This is a genomic window from Lysobacter sp. A289 (genome assembly GCF_054072675.1).
In genome coordinates this window covers 344,824-365,951 of record NZ_JBSVRN010000001.1, presented here as the reverse complement: position 1 = coordinate 365,951, position 21,128 = coordinate 344,824, and the positions used below count along the sequence as shown (strand labels likewise).

The 21,128-nt window shown below is 64.3% G+C and carries 18 protein-coding genes, 3 tRNA genes and 1 pseudogene; 10 read left to right on the top strand and 12 right to left on the bottom strand.

Features of this window, described 5'->3' with window-relative positions:
• Positions 1-21: 21 nt before the first annotated feature.
• The gene (dxs, locus tag ACW5DN_RS01810; RefSeq protein WP_456961051.1) at positions 22-1,947 is read left to right on the top strand and encodes a 1-deoxy-D-xylulose-5-phosphate synthase; all 1,926 of its coding nucleotides are present in this window, start codon (positions 22-24) and stop codon (positions 1,945-1,947) included.
• Between the two features lie 75 nt (positions 1,948-2,022).
• On the opposite strand, the gene ACW5DN_RS01805 is transcribed toward dxs, so the two are convergent.
• The 9 genes from ACW5DN_RS01805 to thrS all read right to left on the bottom strand — a co-directional run bounded on the left by ACW5DN_RS01805 (position 2,023) and on the right by thrS (position 9,735).
• Positions 2,023-2,099, bottom strand: a tRNA-Pro gene (locus ACW5DN_RS01805).
• A gap of 73 nt (positions 2,100-2,172) precedes the next feature.
• On the bottom strand, positions 2,173-2,529 hold the full coding sequence (locus tag ACW5DN_RS01800) for a MerR family transcriptional regulator (RefSeq protein WP_456962930.1): 357 nt from the start codon (positions 2,527-2,529) through the stop codon (positions 2,173-2,175).
• Complete coding sequence (locus ACW5DN_RS01795) at positions 2,522-2,824, bottom strand: integration host factor subunit alpha (RefSeq protein WP_456961050.1); 303 nt, start codon at positions 2,822-2,824, stop codon at positions 2,522-2,524. The genes ACW5DN_RS01800 and ACW5DN_RS01795 overlap by 8 nt, the downstream gene beginning before the upstream one ends.
• Before the next feature lie 76 nt (positions 2,825-2,900).
• Entirely contained in the window at positions 2,901-5,291 is a 2,391-nt protein-coding gene (gene pheT / locus ACW5DN_RS01790; protein ID WP_456961049.1) for a phenylalanine--tRNA ligase subunit beta, read from the bottom strand.
• Positions 5,292-5,313: 22 nt separating this feature from the next.
• A complete protein-coding gene (pheS, locus tag ACW5DN_RS01785) occupies positions 5,314-6,351 on the bottom strand; it encodes a phenylalanine--tRNA ligase subunit alpha (protein ID WP_456961048.1) in 1,038 nt (345 codons plus the stop codon).
• A 115-nt stretch (positions 6,352-6,466) separates the two neighbouring features.
• Positions 6,467-6,826 (bottom strand): 50S ribosomal protein L20, encoded by a 360-nt coding sequence (rplT, locus tag ACW5DN_RS01780; RefSeq protein ID WP_456961047.1) that lies wholly within the window; start codon positions 6,824-6,826, stop codon positions 6,467-6,469.
• Positions 6,827-6,839: 13 nt separating this feature from the next.
• Entirely contained in the window at positions 6,840-7,037 is a 198-nt protein-coding gene (gene rpmI / locus ACW5DN_RS01775) for a 50S ribosomal protein L35 (protein WP_456961046.1), read from the bottom strand.
• A gap of 194 nt (positions 7,038-7,231) precedes the next feature.
• Positions 7,232-7,753 carry a translation initiation factor IF-3 gene (gene infC / locus ACW5DN_RS01770; RefSeq protein ID WP_456962929.1) on the bottom strand — a complete coding sequence of 174 codons (522 nt, stop codon included), beginning with the start codon at positions 7,751-7,753 and terminating at the stop codon, positions 7,232-7,234.
• Between the two features lie 80 nt (positions 7,754-7,833).
• Positions 7,834-9,735 (bottom strand): threonine--tRNA ligase, encoded by a 1,902-nt coding sequence (gene thrS / locus ACW5DN_RS01765; protein WP_456961045.1) that lies wholly within the window; start codon positions 9,733-9,735, stop codon positions 7,834-7,836.
• A 490-nt stretch (positions 9,736-10,225) separates the two neighbouring features.
• On the opposite strand from thrS, the gene coxB reads away from it, so the two are divergent.
• The 5 genes from coxB to ACW5DN_RS01740 are packed head-to-tail and all read left to right on the top strand — an operon-like array spanning position 10,226 to position 15,970.
• Positions 10,226-11,119 carry a cytochrome c oxidase subunit II gene (gene coxB / locus ACW5DN_RS01760; protein WP_456961044.1) on the top strand — a complete coding sequence of 298 codons (894 nt, stop codon included), beginning with the start codon at positions 10,226-10,228 and terminating at the stop codon, positions 11,117-11,119.
• Positions 11,116-13,599, top strand: coding sequence for a cytochrome c oxidase subunit I (ctaD, locus tag ACW5DN_RS01755; RefSeq protein WP_456961043.1), 2,484 nt, complete (start codon positions 11,116-11,118; stop codon positions 13,597-13,599). Before coxB ends, ctaD begins: the two co-directional genes overlap by 4 nt.
• A gap of 10 nt (positions 13,600-13,609) precedes the next feature.
• Entirely contained in the window at positions 13,610-14,038 is a 429-nt protein-coding gene (locus tag ACW5DN_RS01750) for a hypothetical protein (RefSeq protein ID WP_456961042.1), read from the top strand.
• Positions 14,038-14,739 carry a cytochrome c oxidase assembly protein gene (locus ACW5DN_RS01745; RefSeq protein WP_456961041.1) on the top strand — a complete coding sequence of 234 codons (702 nt, stop codon included), beginning with the start codon at positions 14,038-14,040 and terminating at the stop codon, positions 14,737-14,739. Before ACW5DN_RS01750 ends, ACW5DN_RS01745 begins: the two co-directional genes overlap by 1 nt.
• Positions 14,732-15,970 carry a c-type cytochrome gene (locus tag ACW5DN_RS01740; protein ID WP_456961040.1) on the top strand — a complete coding sequence of 413 codons (1,239 nt, stop codon included), beginning with the start codon at positions 14,732-14,734 and terminating at the stop codon, positions 15,968-15,970. Before ACW5DN_RS01745 ends, ACW5DN_RS01740 begins: the two co-directional genes overlap by 8 nt.
• A 21-nt stretch (positions 15,971-15,991) precedes the next feature.
• Here ACW5DN_RS01740 and ACW5DN_RS01735 read toward each other — a convergent pair.
• Positions 15,992-16,066 (bottom strand) — tRNA-Val (locus ACW5DN_RS01735).
• An 81-nt stretch (positions 16,067-16,147) separates the two neighbouring features.
• Positions 16,148-18,253, bottom strand: coding sequence for an excinuclease ABC subunit UvrB (gene uvrB, locus ACW5DN_RS01730; protein WP_456961039.1), 2,106 nt, complete (start codon positions 18,251-18,253; stop codon positions 16,148-16,150).
• 154 nt (positions 18,254-18,407) lie between these two features.
• Here uvrB and ACW5DN_RS01725 point away from each other — a divergent pair, with 154 nt between their 5' ends.
• From ACW5DN_RS01725 to ACW5DN_RS01710, 4 genes and pseudogenes are all read left to right on the top strand, one after another.
• Positions 18,408-18,944, top strand: coding sequence for a GspH/FimT family pseudopilin (locus tag ACW5DN_RS01725; protein ID WP_456961038.1), 537 nt, complete (start codon positions 18,408-18,410; stop codon positions 18,942-18,944).
• 52 nt (positions 18,945-18,996) lie between these two features.
• Positions 18,997-19,073: transfer RNA gene (locus ACW5DN_RS01720), tRNA-Asn, on the top strand.
• Between the two features lie 120 nt (positions 19,074-19,193).
• Positions 19,194-19,421, top strand: coding sequence for a hypothetical protein (locus tag ACW5DN_RS01715; protein ID WP_456961037.1), 228 nt, complete (start codon positions 19,194-19,196; stop codon positions 19,419-19,421).
• A 53-nt stretch (positions 19,422-19,474) separates the two neighbouring features.
• A pseudogene (locus ACW5DN_RS01710) lies at positions 19,475-20,510 on the top strand (IS5 family transposase).
• A gap of 172 nt (positions 20,511-20,682) precedes the next feature.
• Here ACW5DN_RS01710 and ACW5DN_RS01705 read toward each other — a convergent pair.
• Positions 20,683-21,126: a type IV pilin protein gene (locus ACW5DN_RS01705; RefSeq protein WP_456961036.1), complete on the bottom strand. Its 444-nt coding sequence runs from the start codon at positions 21,124-21,126 to the stop codon at positions 20,683-20,685.
• Between the last annotated feature and the right edge of the window lie 2 nt (positions 21,127-21,128).

The following is a 21,128-nucleotide window of genomic DNA, read 5'->3' as shown; positions in this document are numbered from 1 at the left end:
CTACCGTCCGACTCCGTATTGATGATTGATTCGCAACGCTACCCGCGTCTGTCACATATCCAGACCCCCGCCGACCTGCGCCAGTTCCCCGCCGAGGAACTGTCTGCCATCGCCGGAGAGCTGCGTGCGTACCTGATCGAACAGGTCGCTCAATCGGGCGGTCATTTCGGCGCGGGCCTGGGCGTGATCGAATTGACGGTCGCATTGCATTGGCTATACGACACGCCCACCGACCGCCTGGTCTGGGACGTCGGCCACCAGACCTACCCGCACAAGATCCTCACCGGGCGCCGTGACCAGATCCACACCGTCAAGCACAAGGACGGCGTGGCGCCGTTCCCCAAGCGCGACGAGTCCGAATACGACACGTTCGGCGTCGGCCACAGCTCGACCAGCATTTCCGCTGCAATCGGCATGGCAATCGCGCTGCAGCACGTCGGCGACGAGCGCAAGGTGGTTGCGGTGATCGGTGACGGCGCGATGACCGCCGGCATGGCATTCGAGGCGCTGACCCACGCCGGCGGCATGGGCAACGACCCCGGCGGCGTCGAGCCCAATGTGCTGGTGATCCTCAACGACAACCAGATGTCGATCTCCGAGAACGTCGGCGGCGTGACCCGGATGCTCGGACGCCTCACCGGCAGCCGCACCCTCAACGCCCTGCGCGAAGGCGGCAAGAAGCTGCTCGGCGACAAGAATCGGCCACCGGCGCGCTTTGTCCGCCGCTGGGAAGAGCACTGGAAAGGCATGTTTGTGCCCTCCACGTTTTTCGAGGAAGTCGGCTTCCATTACACCGGCCCCATCGATGGCCATGACATGGAATCACTGGTCGCAACGCTGAAAACCCTGCAAGGCATGAAGGGCCCGCAGCTGCTGCACATCATCACCACCAAGGGCAAGGGCTACGAGCCCGCCGAGGGCGACCAGATCGGCTACCACGCGGTCAGCCCGTTTGATCCGGACCTGGGCATGGTCAGCAAGACCGGGGCGAAGAAGCCGACCTATACCGACGTGTTTGGCGACTGGATCTGCGACATGGCCGCCGCCGACAAGGCATTGCTGGGCATCACGCCAGCGATGCGGGAAGGCTCCGGTCTGGTGCGCTTCAGCAAGCAATACCCGAAACGCTATTTCGATGTCGCCATCGCCGAACAGCACGCGGTCACCCTGGCCGCCGGCATGGCCTGCGAAGGCGCCAAGCCGGTGGTTGCGATCTACTCGACATTCCTCCAGCGCGGCTATGACCAACTGGTACACGACGTGGCGCTGCAAGGCCTGGACGTGCTGTTTGCGATTGATCGCGGCGGCGTGGTCGGCCCGGACGGCGCCACCCATGCGGGCAACCTGGATCTGAGCTACCTGCGCTGCGTGCCCAACATGGTGGTGATGGCGCCGGCGGACGAGAACGAGTGCCGGCAGATGCTTTCCACCGGCTTCCGCTTCAACGGCCCGGCGTCAGTGCGCTATCCGCGCGGCGTCGGCCCGGGTGTGGAGGTCCAGGCAGGCCTCGACACCCTGCCGATCGGCAAGGCGCAATTGCGCCGCAAGGGTTCCAGCATCGCACTACTGGCCTTCGGCGCACTGGTCCAGGTTGCCGAACAGGTGGGCAGCGAATTGGGACTGAGCGTGGTCAACATGCGCTTCGTCAAACCATTGGATCGCCAATTGCTGCTGGAGCTGGCGAAGACCCACGAAGGCTTTGTCACCCTGGAGGACAATGTCGTCGCCGGTGGCGCCGGCAGCGGCGTGGCCGAGCTGCTGGCGGCCGAAGGCATCACCCTGCCAACCCTGCATCTGGGCTTGCCGGACGCTTTCCAGCACCACGCCAGCCGCGAAGAGTTGCTGAGCGAAGCCGGACTGGATGCGGACGGCATCCGCGTGGCCGTACTGGCGCGCTGGCCGGCATTGGCCGTGACGTCGTCGGGCGGGGCGGCCAGGACCGCCTGACCAGGGATCGCCTGACCAAGGCCGCCGGAAAGGCAGACGCCCGGCAATGCCGGGCGTCGCTGGAATCAAACGAATTGGTCGGGGCGGCCGGATTTGAACCGACGACCACTTGTCCCCCAGACAAGTGCGCTACCAGGCTGCGCTACGCCCCGAAGTCTTGCGGTCCGCCGTGGGGCGGGCGGTGAGTATAGCCGATTACCGTGGAATCCGAACCACCATCGTGGCTTATCGCCGCAGCAACTGCAGCACTTCTTCCAGCTCCATCCGCACCTGGCGGACGATCTGCGAACTCAGCGCCGACTCGTCCTTGGCGTCGTCGCCCTCCAGCCGTAACCGCGCCCCGCCGATGGTGTAGCCCTGCTCGTACAACAAGCCACGGATCTGGCGGACCATCAGCACTTCATGGCGCTGGTAGTAACGACGGTTGCCACGACGCTTGACCGGCTTGAGCGACGGGAACTCGGTTTCCCAATATCGGAGAACATGGGGCTTCACGTCGCACAACTCGCTGACTTCTCCGATGGTGAAGTAGCGTTTGGCCGGAATCGGGGGAAGCTCGCGGTTGCTGCCCGGATCAAGCACGTGCGGCTCCTGCGTACGATTCGACACGTTCCTTCAGCTTCTGGCCTGGCCGGAATGTGACCACGGTCCGCGCCGAGATCGGGATCTCCTCACCGGTCTTCGGGTTGCGGCCCGGCCGCTGGCTCTTGCGCCGCAAGTCGAAATTGCCAAATCCCGACAACTTGACCTGCCGCCCGGACTGCAAGGCTTCGCGCAGGGAGTCGAAGAACGCATCGACAAACTCCTTGGCCTCGCGCTTGTTGAGACCGACCTCGTCAAACAGTCGTTCGGCCATTTCAGCCTTGGTCAACGCCATGATCCATTTCCTTCAGATAGCTCTATCGCCGCACGATTGCCGTTTTGCACCATCGCGGCCAAACTTGCCGCGACCATCAACTGCGTAGCATGGCGCCGTGTTCCGACTGCAACGCCGCAGTTACCGCAGTTACCACCGCATCCACGTCGGACTCAGTCAGCGTGCGGGATTCTTCCTGCAAAATCAAGCCCATAGCGAGACTCTTGCACCCTGATTCAACACCCTTGCCCTGGTACTGATCAAACAACACCAGCTCACGCAGCACCCGGCCCGCAGCGCCACGGACGCTGGCGGAAACCATCGCCCAGGACACGGCATAGGGCACCACGAACGCCAGGTCACGGCGCACCGACGGGTACCTGGACAAGGCCGCTGCACGTGGCAGCGGGCGCGCGGTCAGCGGCGCCAGGTCGAGCTCGAACGCCACCACATCGCGATCGATTTCCATCGCCTGTTGCAGGCGCGGATGCAGCTGGCCGATCCACCCCAGTGCGATCGCGCCGCCCTTGTCGTCAATGCGGAAGACGTCGGCGCACCGGCCCGGGTGCGCCCAGCCCGGCTGCGACGCCCGGTACTCCAACCGGGCGCCCGACAAGGCGGCCAGACTCTCCAGGTCGCCCTTCAAGTCGTGAAAACCCACCTCGCGCTCGGCCACGGCCCATTGCTCGATGGAGACATTCCCGCAAGCCGCGCCCGCCACTCGCAGGTGCTGATGCGGCGCTTGTCCGTTGACCGCGGCGAATACGTTGCCGAGCTCGAACAGGCGCACACGGGATTGCTGGCGTGCGACATTGCGGCCCAGCGCGGCGACCAGTCCGGGCAGCAACGAGGTGCGCATCACCGCGAGCTCGGCGCTGAGCGGATTGGCCAGCGACACCGCGCCATCGGCCAAACCCCAGGACTGCAACAACTCGGCATCGACGAAGGCATAGTTTATGGCCTCGAGGTAGTCACGTCCGACCAGTTGGCGGCGAATGCAGCCCTCGTCCACCCTCGCCTCGCTCGGCGCGGCCAGCCGCGAGGCGCCGGACGGCAAGGTCGTGGGGATCGAGTCGTAGCCGTGGATCCGTGCCACTTCCTCGATCAGGTCTTCCTCGATCGCGATGTCAAACCGCCGACCCGGTGCGGTGATCTGCCAGCCCTCGTCGCTTACCTCGACGGCCAGGCCCAACGCTTTCAGGATCTGCTCAACCTTGGCATCGGGCACGTCCAGCCCCAACACGCGGGCAAGCCGGGCGCGACGCAAACGGATCGGCCCTGGATGCGGCAGGTGTTCCGGCAACGCTTCTTCCACCACCGGACCGGGCATGCCACCGGCAGCATCAAGGATCAACCGGGTTGCATACTCGATTGCCACACGCGGCAGTTCCGGATCCACGCCACGCTCGTAACGGTGCGCGGCGTCGGTGTGCAGGCCGAGTTTGCGACTGCGGCCGATGATCGCGCTGGGGGCGAAATGGGCGGACTCGAGGAATACGTTGCGGCTGGCGTCGGTGACCCGCGTATCGAAGCCACCCATCACACCGGCCAGCGCAACCGGCTTGTCGGCGTCGGTAATGGCCAGAAACTGCTCATCGAGCTGCACCGTCCTGCCATCCAGCAGCTTCAGGCTTTCCCCGGCTTGCGCCCAGCGCACGCCGATCGGCCCGGCCAGCAGGTCACGGTCGAAGGCATGCATTGGCTGGCCCAGTTCCAGCATCACGTACTGGGTCACGTCGACCAGCAGCGACACCGGACGCACGCCACTGCGGCGCAAGCGCTCGGCAATCCATAGCGGGGTCGGGACCGTGCCATCGATGCCTTCGATCACCCGGCCGCAGTAGCGTGGCGCAGCGGCGCCCGCACTGAGCTGGATCGCAAGCTTCGCCTCAGCGGTCGCGGGCACCGGCTCGATATCGAACGCGGCAACCTGCCCGTCCAGTGCCGCGGCAACGTCGAATGCGATCCCGCGCACACTGAAGCAATCCGCCCGGTTCGGGGTCAGCTTGATCTCGATACTGGCGTCGGGCAGGCCGAGCAACCCGGTCATCGGCGAGCCTGTCACGGCATCGGCCGGCAGTTCCAGCAGGCCGGACGCATCGCCATCGGTACCCAACTCCTTGGCCGAGCACAACATGCCAAACGACTCCACGCCACGCAGCTTGGCCGGCTCGATCTTCATCCCGTCCGGCAACACGGCGCCCACCTTGGCCAGTGGCGCCTTGAGGCCCGCGCGCGCGTTGGGCGCGCCACAGACGATCTGCACGATCTCGCCATCGCCGACGTCGACCTGGCAGACCTGCAAACGATCCGCCTGCGGGTGCTTGTCGGCGCTGACTATCTGCGCGACCACCACGTCATCGAGCGATTGCCCCAGCTCGGTGACCTCTTCGACCTCCAGGCCAATCGCGGTCAGGGTTGCGACCAGCTCATCGTGGCTGGCTTCGGTCGGTACGTGCTGGCGCAGCCAGTTTTCGGAGAATTTCATCGCTTTCCACTACGCGGGATGGTCACGCGAACTGCTTCAAGAAGCGCACGTCGTTGTCGAAGAAACTGCGCAGGTCGTCAACCCCGTAACGCAGCATGGCAAGACGCTCCACGCCCATCCCGAACGCGAATCCGGTGTACTTCTCCGGGTCAATGCCGACATTGCGCAGCACGCTCGGATGGACCATTCCGCAACCGAGCACTTCCAGCCAGCGGGTGCTGCCGTCGGGCTGCTGCCAGGCGATGTCGACCTCGGCGGACGGCTCGGTGAATGGAAAATAGCTGGGCCGGAAACGCATCTCGAAATCGCGCTCGAAAAACGCACGCACGAACTCGGCCAAGGTGCCTTTGAGGTCGGCAAAACTGGCGACCTCGTCGATCAACAGCCCTTCGACCTGATGGAACATCGGGGTATGGGTCTGGTCACTGTCGCTGCGGTAGACCTTGCCGGCGGCGATCATCCGCAACGGTGGCGTGCCGCCTTTGGCAAGCAGGTCCATCATGTAGCGCACCTGCACGCCCGAGGTATGAGTGCGCAGCAAGTGCCTGTTGCCGCCGGCCTCAGCGGCATCGTCCCCGGACATGTAAAAGGTGTCGTGCATAGCCCGCGCCGGATGGTGCGGCGGGAAGTTCAGGGCCTCGAAATTGTGCCAGTCGTCCTCGATTTCCGGACCGTCGGACAACTCGAAACCGAGGCGACCGAAGATGTCGGTCATGCGCTCCAGGGTGCGGCTGACCGGGTGCAGCCCACCACAGGCGGCATCGATACCAGGCAGAGTAACGTCCAGCGTTTCCGCCACCAGGCGTGCATCCAGCACTGCGGCGGCCAGCGTCGCCTTGCGCGCCGCCAACGCGGTGGACAGCACATCGCGCGCCTTGTTGATCTTCTCGCCCGCCGCCTTGCGCTGGTCGCCCGGCAGGCTGCCCAGTTGCTTGAGCTGGGCGGTGATGCTGCCGGACTTGCCGAGCAGGGCCACCCGCAATGCCTCGATCAGTTCGGGCGAATCGGCGGCGGCAATATCGGCCAGTGCCTGTTCGGTCAATTGTTCGATGCCGCTCATCTGCAATCCCCAGAACCAAACATGGGGAAGGACTTGCGCCCTTCCCCATGCGTGTATTGCGTTGTCGGCTCACTGCGTCGCGGGATCAACTCCCGCACGCGAGCGACGCGACACCTTACGCTGCGAGTGCGCCCTTGGCTTTCTCGGTCAGAGCGGCAAAGCCTGCCGCGTCGTGCACGGCGATATCCGCCAGCACCTTGCGGTCAAGGGTAATGCCGGCCTTCAGCAGGCCATTCATGAAGCGGCTGTAGCTAATGCCATTGGCGCGGGATGCCGCGTTGATGCGGGCGATCCACAGCGAGCGGAAATTGCGCTTCTTCTGCTTGCGGCCGATGTAGGCGTACTGCAGGGCCTTCGTGACCGCCTGGTAGGCGACGCGATAGACCTTGCGGCGGGCGTGGTAGTAGCCCTTGGCCTGCTTCAGGATTTTCTTGTGACGCCTACGCGCCTGTACACCACGTTTGACTCGTGCCATTTCTCAGTCCTCCTCAGGCGTACGGCAGCATGCGGGCAATACGGCCGGCATCTTCGGCGCGAACGTGGTTCGCCTGCCTCAGGTTGCGCTTCCGCTTGGTCGTCTTTTTGGTGAGGATGTGGCTACGGTTGGCGTGGCCGCACTTGAACTTGCCGGAAGCGATCTTGCGAAAACGCTTGGCCGCTCCACGGTGAGTCTTCATCTTGGGCATTGCGAATGTCCTTTCGGGTTTCTGTAACTGACCTGGGCGGTGGCATGGCCACACTTTCCGTCCTGCCCGTGCCGGCTTGTAAGCCATTGATTCGCAAGCGAATCAACAACAGGTCCTGACAACAACTGCAAACAACACCGGTTCACCCGGCCGACCATTATGCCGGCTGGGTTTCATGGTTGCAATGCGTGATGCTACTTCTTCTTGGGCGCGATCATCATCACCATCTGCCGGCCTTCCAGGCGCGGACGCGATTCAACGACAACCTCGTCGCCAAGGTCCAGCTCGATCCGGCTCGCCATCTGGCGGCCCAGCTCCTGGTGGCGCATTTCGCGGCCACGGAAGCGGATGTTGACCTTGATCTTGTCGCCTTCGTCCAGGAACCGGCGCATGTTGCGCAGCTTGATCTGGTAGTCGCCTTCATCGGTGACCGGGCGGAACTTGATTTCCTTGATCTCGACCTGTTTCTGCTTCTTCTTGGCGGCGTTGGCCTTCTTCTGAAGGTCGAAGATGAACTTGCCGAAATCCATGATGCGGCAGACCGGCGGATCGCCGTGAGGCTGGATCTCGACCAGGTCGAGGCCCTCTTCCTGCGCAAGCTCGAGCGCTTCGTCGCGCGAAAGCACGCCGACCATCTCGCCATCGCTGCCAATCACACGCACCTTGGGTACGCGGATCTCCTGATTCTTGCGGTTCCGCTTGTCGGGGGTACTGATGTTGCAATCTCCGGTATGGGTCGAGCCAGCCGCGCGTGCAGCTGCACACGTGCGAATGGGCCATTATGAACTACGTTGCCTTAGCGAATGTCTTCACTGCGTAAACGCTGGGCGAATTCGGCGACGGTCATCGACCCCAGATCCTCCCCCCCGCGTGCGCGCACCGCGACCTGGCCATTTTCCTTCTCGCGGTCACCGACCACCAGCAGGTATGGCACGCGCTGCAGCGTGTGCTCGCGGATCTTATAGCCGATCTTTTCGTTGCGCAAATCGCTGGCCACCCGGAACCCTTGATCCGCAAGGGCTTTGAGCGCTTCAGCGGCGTAATCGGCCTGGGCATCGGTGATGTTCATCACCATCGCCTGCACCGGGGCCAACCAAGCTGGGAAACGCCCCTCATGGTGCTCGATCAGGATGCCGATGAAGCGCTCCATCGACCCGACGATCGCGCGGTGCAGCATGACCGGGTGGCGGCGCTGGCTGGCTTCGTCGATGTACTCGGCGCCCAGTCGGGCCGGCATCATGAAGTCGACCTGCATGGTGCCCAACTGCCAGGTACGGCCGATCGCGTCGCGCAGGTGGTACTCGATCTTGGGGCCGTAGAAGGCGCCCTCGCCGGGCAATTCCTCCCACTCCACACCGGCCGCGCGCAGGGCCGAACGCAGGGCCTCCTCGGCTTTGTCCCAGGTCGCATCGTCGCCCATCCGCGGCTCGGGACGCAGCGCCAACTTGACCTGCACGTCGCTGAAGCCGAAGTCCGCATAGACCGCCATCGCCTGGGCGTGGAAGGCGGTGACCTCGGACTCGATCTGGGCCTCGGTGCAGAACACGTGGCCGTCGTCCTGGGTGAAACCGCGCACGCGCAGGATCCCGTGCAGCGCCCCCGACGGCTCGTTGCGGTGGCAGGCGCCAAACTCGCCGTAGCGGATCGGCAGGTCGCGATAACTGTGCAGGCCGTGATTGAACACCTGCACATGGCCGGGGCAATTCATCGGTTTCAGCGCGTAGGTCCGCTTCTCCGACTCGGTGAAGAACATGTTCTCCTGGTAGTTGTCCCAGTGGCCGGATTTCTTCCACAGCTCCACATCGAGGATCTGCGGGCAACGCACCTCGGCGTAACCACTCTGGCGATAGACGCCGCGCATGTACTGCTCGACCACCTGCCAGATCGACCAGCCCTTGGGGTGCCAGAAGACCAGGCCGGGCGCCTCTTCCTGCAGGTGGAACAGGTTCTGCTGTTTGGCGATCTTGCGGTGGTCGCGCTTCTCGGCTTCTTCCAACTGGTGCAGCCAAGCCTTCAGGTCCTTGTCGTTGAGCCAACTGGTCCCGTAGATGCGGCTGAGCATCTGGTTGTTGTGGTCGCCGCGCCAATAGGCACCGGCGACCTTCATCAGCTTGAATGCGCGCAGCTTGCCGGTGCTGGGCACGTGCGGGCCACGACACAGGTCGGTGAACTCACCCTGGCTATAGAGCGAGAGATCCTCGTCAGCCGGGATCGACTCGATGATCTCGGCCTTGTAGTGCTCGCCGATGCCCTTGAAGAAGGCGACCGCCTCGTCGCGCGACTTGACGCTGCGACTGACCGGCTGCGCCTCCTTCACGATCTTGAGCATTTCCGCCTCGATCGCCGGCAGGTCCTCGGGGGTAAACGGGCGCTCGTAGGCGAAGTCGTAATAGAAGCCGTTGTCGATCACCGGGCCGATGGTGACCTGCGCGCCCGGGAACAGGCGCTGCACGGCCTGGGCCAGCAGGTGGGCGGTGGAGTGACGCAGCACGTCCAACGCGTCGGGATGCTTGTCGGTGACGATCTCCAGCGACGCGTCGCGGTCGATCTGGAAGCTGGTGTCGACCAGTTGGCCGTCGACCTTGCCAGCCAACGCGGCCTTGGCCAGGCCGGGGCCAATGGAGGCGGCGACATCGGCGACGGAAACCGGATTGTCGAATTCACGGCGCGAGCCGTCAGGAAGCGTGACTGCAATCATGGGTATCTGTGGGGCTCTTGCAAGAAGGACGGCCGAAAAGCTCGGCGCAAATAAAAAAGACGCCCCGAAGGCGCCTGCGCGGTGCGGAAGCTTCGGGCGGAATCAACAATGTTCGGTGGTAGTGCTCATGTCACACGCTCGGCCGGCGCGTTGGCGCGGGCCACCTCGGAATGGGATCGATCGAATGTCGATCCATACCGCAATAGTTGGGGACAACCTCGCGCAAGTCAACGGCGCCGCCGGATTGGCATGTGACGGTCGGCATCCGCCGGCTGATGGGTACTGCATGACCCGGCATTCACGCGTGTGCGCGTACCACTACCCAAGCCGATCCGGAGCGACCCTACGAGGAGACGCGGTGAGACTGCAGCGCACCGTGCGAAATACCTCCGCCAGCCAAACCATCATTGCCATGTGCGTCGCAACCCTGGGATCAACCGGTTGCAGCGACGCTCATTCGACATTGAATCCGGCAGGACTCGAAGCCGAAATGATCGCCAGGCTCTTCTGGATCATGGCGGTGGGTGCCGCGGTGGTCTGGGTCGCCGTGATCGGCATCGCGCTATATGCCACCTTCCGGGGTCCACGGCCGCATGATCGACGCACGACGCGCTGGCTGATCCTCGTCGGTGGCGTGATCACCCCGACCGTGGTGTTGGGCATGTTGCTGGTATATGGCCTGGTGTTGATGCCACAGCTGCGCCAGCCGATCGCGCACGACGGGCTGCGGGTGGCCGTGTCCGGGGAGCAATGGTGGTGGCGGGTGCGCTATCTGCCTGCGGCGGGGAGCGAGGAGGAGGCAATCACCCTGGCCAACGAGATCAGGTTGCCGGTCGGCGAGCGGGTGGAGTTCACCTTGACCAGCCCGGACGTAATCCACTCGTTCTGGATTCCATCGTTGGCCGGCAAGGTCGACATGATCCCGGGGCGAACCAACACTTTATTCCTGGAGCCGACCAAGACCGGCGTGTTTCGTGGTGCCTGCGCGGAGTATTGCGGTACCTCGCATACGTTCATGCAGTTGCTGGTGGTGGTGATGGAGCGCGACGCGTTTGATGCCTGGCTCCAGCGGCAAGCGGCACCGGCATCGCCGCCGCAAACGGCATTGGCCCGGCAGGGTCGGCAAGCCTTCCTGGGCAATGGCTGCGGCGCCTGCCACGCCATCCGTGGAACCCCGGCGGATGGCGTGGTCGGCCCCGACCTCACCCACGTCGGCGGTCGCCTGAGCCTGGCAGCCGGCACCCTGCCCAATGACGCCTACGCTTTTCGACGCTGGATCGGGAACACCCACGCGGTCAAGCCCGAAGCGCTGATGCCGGCGTTCGGCATGTTGCCGGACTCACAGCTCGATTCAATCGCGGCCTATCTGGATGGACTGCAATGAGCACCCAGGCCCAGCGGCTGGCAGCGGCCTGGAAGACACCCGTTGGCTGGCGCTACTGGTCGGCGGTGAACAACACCGACATCGGCCGCTGGTACACCGCCGCCGCGGTTTTCTTCTTCCTGTTCGCCGGCGTCCTGGCGCTGTTGATGCGCGTCCAACTGGCCGTGCCGGACAACGATTTCGTCAGCGCCACCACCTACAACCAGATGTTTTCACTGCACGGCTCGGTGATGATGTTCCTGTTTGCGGTACCGATCTTCGAGGCGTTCTCGATCCTGATCATGCCGTCGATGCTCGGCGCGCGCGAGTTGCCGTTTCCACGTCTGTCGGCGTACGGGTTCTGGTGCTTCCTGATCGGCGGCGTGTTCGTCTGCGGCTCGATCTTCTTCGACGCCGCGCCGCAGGGTGGCTGGTTCATGTATCCGCCGCTGACCACCCAGTACCAGGACGGGCTCGGCGCCGACATCTGGCTGCTCGGGTTGAGCTTCATCGAGATCGCATCCATCGCCGCCGCGGTCGAGCTGATCGTCGGCGTGCTCAAGACCCGGCCGCCGGGCATGCGGATCAACCTGATGCCCTTGTATGCCTGGTACATCCTGGTGGTAGGAGCGATGATCCTGTTCGCGTTCCCGCCGCTGATCGCCGGCGATTTGATGTTCGAGTTGCAGCGCATGCTCGACTGGCCGTTCTTCGACCCGGCGCGCGGTGGCGACCCGTTGCTGTGGCAGCACCTGTTCTGGATCTTCGGCCACCCCGAGGTCTACATCATCTTCCTGCCGGCGATCGCGCTGGTGGCGATGATCGTGCCGACGTTCGCGCGGCATCCGGTGGTCGGCTACAGCTGGATCGTGCTGGCCGCGGTCGGGACGGGCTTCCTGAGCTTCGGGCTATGGGTGCACCATATGTTCACCACCGGGCTACCGAATATTTCGCTGGCGTTTTTTTCCGCAGCATCCCAGGCCGTCGCGCTACCGACCGGCATCCAGATCTTCGCGCTGCTGGCGACGGTACTGGCCGGCAGGCTGGTGCGGTCGGTGCCGATGCTGTTCGTGCTCGGCGCGATCACCATCTTCGTGCTGGGCGGTTTGACCGGGGTCATGATCGCGTTGGCACCGTTCAATTTCCAGGCCCACGACACCTATTTCATCGTCGCCCACCTGCATTACGTGCTGATCGGCGGCATGGTATTCCCGGTCGTCGCAGGTACCTATTACTTCTATCCGTTGATTGTCGGCAAGCAACTGTCGGAGCGGCTCGGGCGCTTCGTGTTCTGGTTGATGTTCGTGGGCTTCAACGTGGCGTTCCTGCCAATGCATGTCGCTGGGCTGGCCGGCATGCCGCGCCGGATCTTTACCTATCGTGGCGGGCAAGGCTTCGACCTGCTCAACCTGGTGTCGACGCTCGGTGCGTTCGTGCTGGCTGCCGGGTTCGCACTACTGCTGTTTGACGCGTTGTGGACGGCCTTCAAACGCGATCATTCCGCGCGCGATCCCTGGCGCGCCGGCACCCTGGAATGGTTGGGCGAGATGCCCTCCAAGCCATGGGGCGTGCGTTCGATCCCGATCATCAACACCCGCTATCCGCTGTGGGACCAGCCCGGCCTGATGCGCGAGGTCGACGCCGGCCATTTCTACCTGGCCGATGCCCCCGAGGGCAAGCGCGAGACCCTGGTCACCTCGACGATCGACGCCATTCCCGAGCAGTGCCTGCGGGTGCCGGGAGCGACCTTCGTGACGCTGTGGGCGGCGCTGTTTACTGGCGGCACTTTCATCTTCCCGGTGTTCGGCTGGTATGTCGCCGCGGGGATAAGCGCGGCGTTCGCGCTGGTGACCATCCTGACCTGGCTGTGGACCGGTACCGCGTTGATTCCAGAAAAGCCGGCCAAGGACGTCGGCCTCGGCTTGAGCCTGCCGTTGTACGCCTCCGGCCAGGCCTCGGTGGGCTGGTGGGCGATGTTCATCACCATGATCGGTGACATGACCGCCTTCGCCAGCCTGATATTTGGCTATTACTTCTTCTGGACCGTCCACGACGACTTTCCGGCCGACCCAGCCGCCGGCCCCGGCATGCTGTGGCCGTCGATCGCGTTGGGCCTGGTCCTCCTCGCCTGGGCGGGCACGATGCTCGCTCGCGGCTTGAATCGGCGCGATCGGCGGGTTGGTTTCTACCTGGCAACCGGCGCGGCAGCGACGCTGGCACTCGCGGGGGCCGCGGCACTGTTCGCCGGGCCGTGGTTGAGCGGGATGGATCCAACAAGGCATGCGTACCCGGCCACGGTGTGGTTGCTGGTGGGCTGGACCGCGGCCCACATCGCCATCGGGGTGATCATGCAGCTGTACTGCATCGCCCGCCGCGCGGCCGGGCGCATGACCGCCGAACACGACATCGATATCTGCAATGTCACGTTGTACTGGCATTTCGTCGCGATCACCGTGCTGGTGACGGTCGCAACGATCGCCGGTTTCCCGCTGCTGACATGAGGCTGCGACGATGACCGAACGCAAACAGCCCGATGCAGCCACGCCCGGCCCGGCCTCCGACGACGCGGCGTTGCCGGAAAGTCGCGCCAGCCTGTGGCTGCTGACCGCCGGGCCGACGGCCTGGGCGACGCACTTCCTGTTGTCGTATGTCACCGCGGCGGTCTGGTGCGCCAAGGCGGCGGATGTAGCGGCGCCCCTGGGTGCCGCTCGGGTCGCGCTGGCGGCATACACGGTAGTGGCATTGGTCGTGATCGCGGGGTTCGGTTGGCGCAGCTGGCGCCAGCACCAGTGGGGCGAGGCGGAGCTGCCGCACGACGCCGCCAGTAGCGGTGACCGCCATCGCTTCCTCGGTTTCGCCACGTTGCTGCTGTGCGGGCTGAGCTTCGTCGCGGTGGCCTACATGGCGATCGCGATGAGCGTGATCGGGACGTGTCGCTGATGCGCGCCGTGCAACCCAAGAAAACCTCTTTCAAAGTCTGGCTGTTTGCATGCGGGCTGGTGGTACTGGGCGCGACCTGGATTGGACCCCTGCCGGAGTTGTCGCGGCATTCGTTTGCTGCGCACATGACGATGCACATGTCAGTGGTGGCGGTCGCCGCACCATTGCTCGCGGCGGGTCTGGCCGGGGGGCGCCTGGATCCGGTGCGACGGTTGCCGTCAAACGAGCCAACGACCATGGGGCTGTCATGGCTGGCCGGCGTGCTATCGCCGGTGGTCGCATCGGCCATCGAGTTCATCGTGGTATGGGGATGGCACGCTCCAGCGCTGCACCATGCCGCGCGCCACTCTACGGCGTTGCTGGCGGTCGAGCAGGGCAGCTTCCTTGTTGTCGGCCTGCTGGTGTGGCTGGCCGCGTTCGGCGGTCGCCCCGACCAGCGCCGCCAACGAGCCGCGGCCGGGATCGGCGGGCTGCTGATGACCTCGATGCACATGACCCTGCTCGGAGTGTTGCTGGCACTGGCGGCGCGTGCGTTGTACCCGCATGGCGCCGAGGTCGCGTTCGGCCTGACCGCACTTCAGGACCAGCATCTGGGCGGGGTATTGATGCTGCTTTTCGGCGGCGTGGCATACATGGCCGGCGCGCTGGTGTTGTTGCTCGGCCTGCTGCGCGGCCGGCAGGAGGCGGTGGTCGATGGCTAACCGGCGGCGCGAGATGCTGGGCCAATGGGCGCCGTGGCGATGGCCGCGCCGGGCCTGGCAATGCCTGACCGCGGGCACCTGGAAACTCGCACTATGCCGAGTGCTGGCCGTGGTAGCGGCAATCGGCCTGGGTGGCCTGCTGTTCGTAACCGCCGGGCTGATGCCGATCGCCGCCAGCGCCGGACACTGGCCGATCACCCGCGTGTTCCTGCAGTTCACCATGAGACGCTCGGTCGCCACCCATACCATTGGCATTGCGGTGCCAGCGCTGGACGATCCGGCGATGGTGCTGAAAGGTGCCGGCCACTACGCCAGCGGATGCCTGCCCTGTCATGGCGCGCCAGGACAGCCACGGGCGCTGATCGTCAAGCAGATGGTGCCGGAGCCGCCGTATCTGCCACCGGTGGTTGCCGAGCTAGCGCCTGACGAGTTGTTCTGGATAGTCAAGCACGGCATCAAGTACACCGCGATGCCTGCGTGGGTTGCCCAGCAGCGCGACGACGAGGTCTGGGCGATGGTCGCATTCCTGCAACGCTTGCCGACGCTCAGCGCCGCGCAGTTTCGGCAACTGGCCGATGGCGAGCAGGCCGCCAGGCTTGCCGGTAGCCGCGCGGGCTCGCGCCTGACGACATTGCTTGCCCCGCCGTCACCGGCCCTGGCCAATTGCGCACGCTGCCATGGCCTGGATGGCATGGGTCGCGGCAATGGCGCGTTCCCACGGCTGGCCGGGCAGAGCGAGACTTACCTGCTGTCCAGCCTGCACGCGTATGCGCGCGGCGAGCGCCACAGTGGCGTGATGCAGCCGGTTGCTGCCGGGCTGGGCGCGAGCGAAATGCAAACGCTGGCCAGGTACTACGCCACGCTTGGAAGCGCGGACACCACGGCGCCCGCCGATCACGGCCAAGATGTTGCCGCCATCGCCCGTGGCGCCAAGTTGGCCCGGGAGGGTGTCGCCGCACGCCGAATTCCGGCGTGTGTCGCTTGCCACGGCCCTGACCCCACTCCACGCAACCCGATGTACCCGCAACTGGCCGGCCAGTACGCCGACTATCTGGAGCTGCAACTGACCTTGTTCAAGGATGGCGATCGCGGCGGCACCGACTACGCACCGATCATGGATATCGTGGCTGACGCCCTGGACGAAGGCGATATCCGTGACCTGGCGCTCTACTACTCGTCGCTGCCAGCCCGTCCGGCGGGCATAAAAAAACGGCCAGAGCCGAGGCGCTGACCGTTCTTAAACCACTGAATGTGGTGGGCGGTGAGGGTTTCGAACCCCCGACCCCTACCATGTCAAGGTAATGCTCTACCACTGAGCTAACCGCCCGTTCGCCAACATGCGTGAAGTCAGCGAGAGGGCGCGCAGTTTATCCCGCCGCGGAGGCAACGGCAATAGGGTCTGAGGATCTCAGGCCCCAAACCCTTGCTCCTTCAGCAGCCGCAGCCGATCACGCACTATCCCGGCCTGCTCGAACTCCAGGTCGCGGGCGTGCTGGTACATCTGTTGCTCCAGCTTCTTGATGCTTGCCGCCAGCTGGCCGGGGCTGAGCGCCGCATATTCCGCCATCTCCTCGGCCACCTGTCGGGCCTTGTTACGGCCCTTCAGCGCGTCCGGATCGACCCGGGCGCCTTCCATGATGTCCATCACCGCCCGGTTGATCGAGGTAGGGATAATCCCGTGCTCGGTGTTGTACTCGACCTGCTTGGCCCGGCGGCGGTCGGTCTCGTCGATTGCCTTCTGCATCGATTTGGTCATCCTGTCGGCGTACAGGATCGCCTTACCGCGGACGTTGCGGGCGGCGCGGCCGATGGTCTGGATCAATGAGCCGGCCGAGCGCAGGAAGCCCTCCTTGTCCGCATCCAGGATCGCCACCAGCGACACCTCCGGCATGTCCAGGCCCTCGCGCAGCAGGTTGATGCCGACCAGCACGTCGAACTTGCCCAGCCGCAGATCACGGATGATCTCCACCCGTTCCACCGTATCGATATCCGAGTGCAGGTAGCGCACCCGCACGCCGTGCTCGGCGAGGTATTCGGTGAGGTTCTCGGACATGCGCTTGGTCAGGGTGGTGATCAGCACCCGGTCGCCCATCGCGACGCGCTTGGTGATCTCGCCCATGACGTCGTCGACCTGGGTCGCGACCGGACGGATCTCGACCTGCGGATCGATCAACCCGGTCGGCCGCACTACCAGCTCAACCACCTGCCCTTCCGATTTCTGCAGCTCGTAATCGCGCGGGGTAGCGGAGACGAAGATCGAGCGCGGCGAGCGCCCTTCCCACTCCTCGAACTTCAACGGCCGGTTGTCCAGCGCGGACGGCAGCCGGAACCCGAACTCGACCAGCGTCTCCTTGCGCGAGCGGTCACCCTTGTACATCGCGCCGATCTGGGGAACGGTCACGTGCGACTCGTCCAGCACCAGCAGCGCGTCCGGCGGCAGGTAGTCGAACAGGCACGGCGGCGGCTCGCCGGGCATGTGGCCGGTCAGGTGGCGGGAGTAGTTCTCCACGCCGTTGCAGAAACCGACCTCGGCCAGCATCTCCAAATCGAACTGGGTGCGCTGTGCGAGCCGCTGCGCCTCGACCAGCTTGTTCTGCGCATACAGGTGCTCCAGCCGGTCCTTGAGCTCCTCCTTGATCGCCTTGACCGCGTCCAGCACGCTGCGGCGCGTGGTCACGTAGTGCGACTTCGGGTAGATCGTGTAGCGCGGCAGCTTGCGCAGGGTCTCGCCGGTCAGCGGATCGAACGCGGTGACCGCCTCGATCTCGCCGTCGAACAGCTCGATCCGCACCGCCTCCATCTCCGACTCCGCCGGGTGCACGTCGATCACCTCGCCGCGCACCCGGTAGGTGCCGCGCCGCAGCTCGGTGTCGTTGCGCACGTACTGCATCTCGGTCAGGCGGCGGATCAGCTCGCGCTGGTCGATGCGCTCGCCCCGCACCATGTGCAGCACCATCCGGAAATATTCGTTCGGGTCGCCCAGCCCGTAGATCGCCGACACCGTGCACACGATGATCGCGTCGCGCCGCTCCAGCAGCGCCTTGGTCGCCGACAGGCGCATCTGCTCGATGTGCTCGTTCACCGAGCTGTCCTTCTCGATGAAGGTGTCCGACGAGGCGACGTAGGCCTCGGGCTGGTAGTAGTCGTAGTAGCTGACGAAGTACTCGACGGCATTGTTGGGAAAGAACGACTTGAACTCGCCATACAACTGCGCCGCCAGCGTCTTGTTGGGCGCCATCACCAGGGTCGGTCTCTGCACCTGCTGGATCACGTTGGCGATGGTGTAGGTCTTGCCCGAGCCGGTCACGCCCAGCAACGTCTGGTGCGCCAGGCCGGCCTCGAAACCGGCCACCAGCTTCTCGATCGCCTGCGGCTGGTCGCCCGCCGGCGAGTACGGCGAGACCAGCTTGAAGGTGCCTTCGCGCTGACGCGAACCCGGGAACCGGTCGCCGGGCCGTGGCGCTTTCCGGCCGGATTCCGTCGCAGGTGTCGCCATGTGGGTTTCGTCGTTCATCGTGTCGAAGCGTCTGGCCGCCAAACCCCATAGTGTAGGACCCCACATTGATGGGGGCAGGCGCGGCACTTCCCTACCCCGGCGCGGGCAGGTGGCCGATAACCGTTCAGTCCGGCGCGCGCGACCCTGCAGCCTGTCCGAATGGAGTCGGCCGATGAAGTCCATGGCGAAGGGATTCACACTGATTGAGTTGATGGTGACGTTGGCGGTACTGGTGGTCACCCTGACCTTGGGGGTACCCACGTTTGCCGGCTTGCAACAGCGGGCGCGCACCGCCAGCGCTTTTCACCTGTTGACCACCTCGCTGGCGACCGCGCGACTGAGCGCCGTCAAGCATGGACAAGCGGTCAGCATCTGCCCCAGCAGCGACGGCAGGACCTGCCGCGACGACGTGGTGTGGGATGAAGGCTGGATCCTTTTTGCCGACCCGGGCCATGACGACCAGCCCGCGTCAGTTGCCGCAGTGCTGCAGCGGATCGACGGAATCGGCAAGGGCCTGACCTTGCACAGCACACAAGGGCGGACCCAGGTGCGCTTCACGCCGGATGGCTGGGCCTACGGCAGCAACCTCAGCATCCGGTTGTGCGATGAAAAGAACGCCCTGCTGCTTGGCAAGGTGGTGATCAACAACGCCGGCCGGCCCCGGAGCGAGCGCTACGACGAAGCAATAGCCTGCCCATACGCACAATGATTGTTGCGGAAAGCTTGACCCCCATGCCACAGCGCTTACAATGCCCGTCCCCGCCCGAATAGCTCAGCTGGTTAGAGCACTTGACTGTTAATCAGGGGGTCGCTGGTTCGAGTCCAGCTTCGGGCGCCAAGACATTAAAAAGGGTCGCGAGCAATCGCGACCCTTTTTATTTTGTCCCGCGCATCCAGGGCGGACAGCGCCGCAAAGTCGTCAAAGACGAATTTTGCGCGGGAATACCGATCCGGCCGGTTGACCACGTGCCTCGACGCAGCGCCGGACTTCCTGCTCGCTGAGGACGCGGAAGACCTGATCAGTGGGCAAATCAACGCCATCACCAAAAGATGCGACGAAGTCTGCCAAGAAGGCGGATTGAGCGAGGTGAACCGCAACCTCTTCCGCCAACGGAACTTTCTCAATCCTTCGATCTTCGATCAGGCACCGGAGAGCTTGCGGGTGCTGGGAAGACCTTTTCGCTAAAATGTTGCTCTAGCAGGCTGCTGAAATACCCCTCACCAGCTTAGACTAGCCGCATCCCGGCCAACCACCCACTGCGCCCGGTGCGGGAGATGGTCAACGTGGCGTTGCAGCGGCTGGACGGCCTGTTCGAGCGGATGTACGCGCCGACCCAGGTCGGCGGCCGCCCCAGCATTGCGCCGGAGAAGCTGGCGCGGACGATGTTGCTGCAGGCGTTCTACAGCATCCGCTCGGAGCGGCAACTGATGGAGCAGGTGCACTACAACCTGTTGTTCCGCTGGTTCATTGGCCTGTCGATGGACGACGCGGTGTGGGTGCCGACGGTATTCAGCAAGAACCGCGAGCGGCTGATCGAGCACGACGTGGTGGTGGCGCTGTTCAACGAGATCGTGGAGATGGCCGAGTCCGAGGGCTGGTTGTCGGGTGAACACTTCAGCGTCGACGGCACGTTGATCCTGGCCTGGGCCGGTCACAAAACCTTCGTGCGCAAGGACGATGACGGAGACGGCACGGACTTTCGTGGCAAATCGCGCAGTAACGATACGCATGCCTCCAAGACCGACCCGGATGCCCGCCTATACCGCAAAGGCAACACGGCCAGCGAGCTGCGTTACATCGGCCAAACCTTGTCCGACAACCGCCACGGGCTGATTGCCAATGCCCGCGTCACGCGGGCCGACGGTTACGCCGAGCGCGAAGCGGCCAAGGCCATGATCAACGATGCGTGCCAAGCCAATCCGGAAGGCGCGCTGACACTGGCTGGGCGCGGACAAGGGGTACGACGCCGCCGAGTTCATCGAAGCACTGCAGGAGATGAAGGTCGCCCCGCACGTGGCGCAAAACACCAGCAACCGGCGCTCGGCGGTACCCGATGCCATCGCCGCCAGCGCGGGTTACGCGATCTCCCAAACCAAACGCAAGCTGATCGAACAGGGCTTTGGCTGGGCGAAGCTGATTGGCCGCATCCGCCAGGTGATGGTGCGCGGATTGGAAAAAGTCGACCAGGTCTTCGTGCTGAACATGGCCGCCTACAACTTGATAAGGATGCGAACTTTGGGACAGTTGCGCCTGCAAAGCGGGCAAATGCCATGAAACGGGTGGAAAATGCCTGGAAAGTGGCCTGAAAGATCAAAACCGACCGCAAGGTGGTGAAACTTTCACCACCCTGCTCGCGGCGGCACAAATGAAGGGCCGGGAGCAGTGCTCCGAGTGGATATTTCAGCAGCCTGCTAGGGGGGCCGCGAAGATCCTTTTTCGAGCTCGATCACCAACACTCGTTGGGATCGGTGGCGGCATTGCTAACGGACTTGGCTCCCGTTTGATTGATCGCCAATGTCCCGCATTTGGTGTCCTTGGCAGCTTGCTGACTGCCCGCCACCGGCACGGCTTCGATCGAAAAGGCTGTGGCCGTTGTTCCACCCGCCAACTGAATGCCGTAGTGAATCGCAAGTTCATTGGCGCACTGGCTCGCGGGCAGTGCGACTGCATTACCGTCCCGGTCGGTGTTGTAGCGCATGTTAGTGGTGTAGAAGCGCTCCATGAACTGCGCTGCCTCCATCGTGCAGGCAGCTGCAGCCGCTCGACGCGTTTTGATCACGTGATTTTGATAACTGGGATATGCGATCGCCGCTAGCACAGCGATGATCACGATCGTGATCATCAGCTCAATGAGGCTGAAACCGCTATGCCGATTGCGTGCAAGCATCATGG

Bases quoted from the DNA above. Each gene is read 5' to 3' on its own strand.
- thrS (WP_456961045.1), bottom strand. From the start codon at position 9,735: ATGATTGCAGTCACGCTTCCTGACGGCTCGCGCCGTGAATTCGACAAT.
- rpmI (WP_456961046.1), bottom strand. From the start codon at position 7,037: ATGCCCAAGATGAAGACTCACCGTGGAGCGGCCAAGCGTTTTCGCAAG.
- ACW5DN_RS01795 (WP_456961050.1), bottom strand. From the start codon at position 2,824: ATGGCGTTGACCAAGGCTGAAATGGCCGAACGACTGTTTGACGAGGTC.
- ACW5DN_RS01745 (WP_456961041.1), top strand. From the start codon at position 14,038: ATGCGCGCCGTGCAACCCAAGAAAACCTCTTTCAAAGTCTGGCTGTTT.
- rplT (WP_456961047.1), bottom strand. From the start codon at position 6,826: ATGGCACGAGTCAAACGTGGTGTACAGGCGCGTAGGCGTCACAAGAAA.
- dxs (WP_456961051.1), top strand. From the start codon at position 22: ATGATTGATTCGCAACGCTACCCGCGTCTGTCACATATCCAGACCCCC.
- ctaD (WP_456961043.1), top strand. From the start codon at position 11,116: ATGAGCACCCAGGCCCAGCGGCTGGCAGCGGCCTGGAAGACACCCGTT.
- ACW5DN_RS01705 (WP_456961036.1), bottom strand. From the start codon at position 21,126: ATGATGCTTGCACGCAATCGGCATAGCGGTTTCAGCCTCATTGAGCTG.
- ACW5DN_RS01740 (WP_456961040.1), top strand. From the start codon at position 14,732: ATGGCTAACCGGCGGCGCGAGATGCTGGGCCAATGGGCGCCGTGGCGA.
- uvrB (WP_456961039.1), bottom strand. From the start codon at position 18,253: ATGAACGACGAAACCCACATGGCGACACCTGCGACGGAATCCGGCCGG.
- pheS (WP_456961048.1), bottom strand. From the start codon at position 6,351: ATGAGCGGCATCGAACAATTGACCGAACAGGCACTGGCCGATATTGCC.
- pheT (WP_456961049.1), bottom strand. From the start codon at position 5,291: ATGAAATTCTCCGAAAACTGGCTGCGCCAGCACGTACCGACCGAAGCC.
- coxB (WP_456961044.1), top strand. From the start codon at position 10,226: ATGATCGCCAGGCTCTTCTGGATCATGGCGGTGGGTGCCGCGGTGGTC.
- ACW5DN_RS01725 (WP_456961038.1), top strand. From the start codon at position 18,408: ATGAAGTCCATGGCGAAGGGATTCACACTGATTGAGTTGATGGTGACG.
- ACW5DN_RS01750 (WP_456961042.1), top strand. From the start codon at position 13,610: ATGACCGAACGCAAACAGCCCGATGCAGCCACGCCCGGCCCGGCCTCC.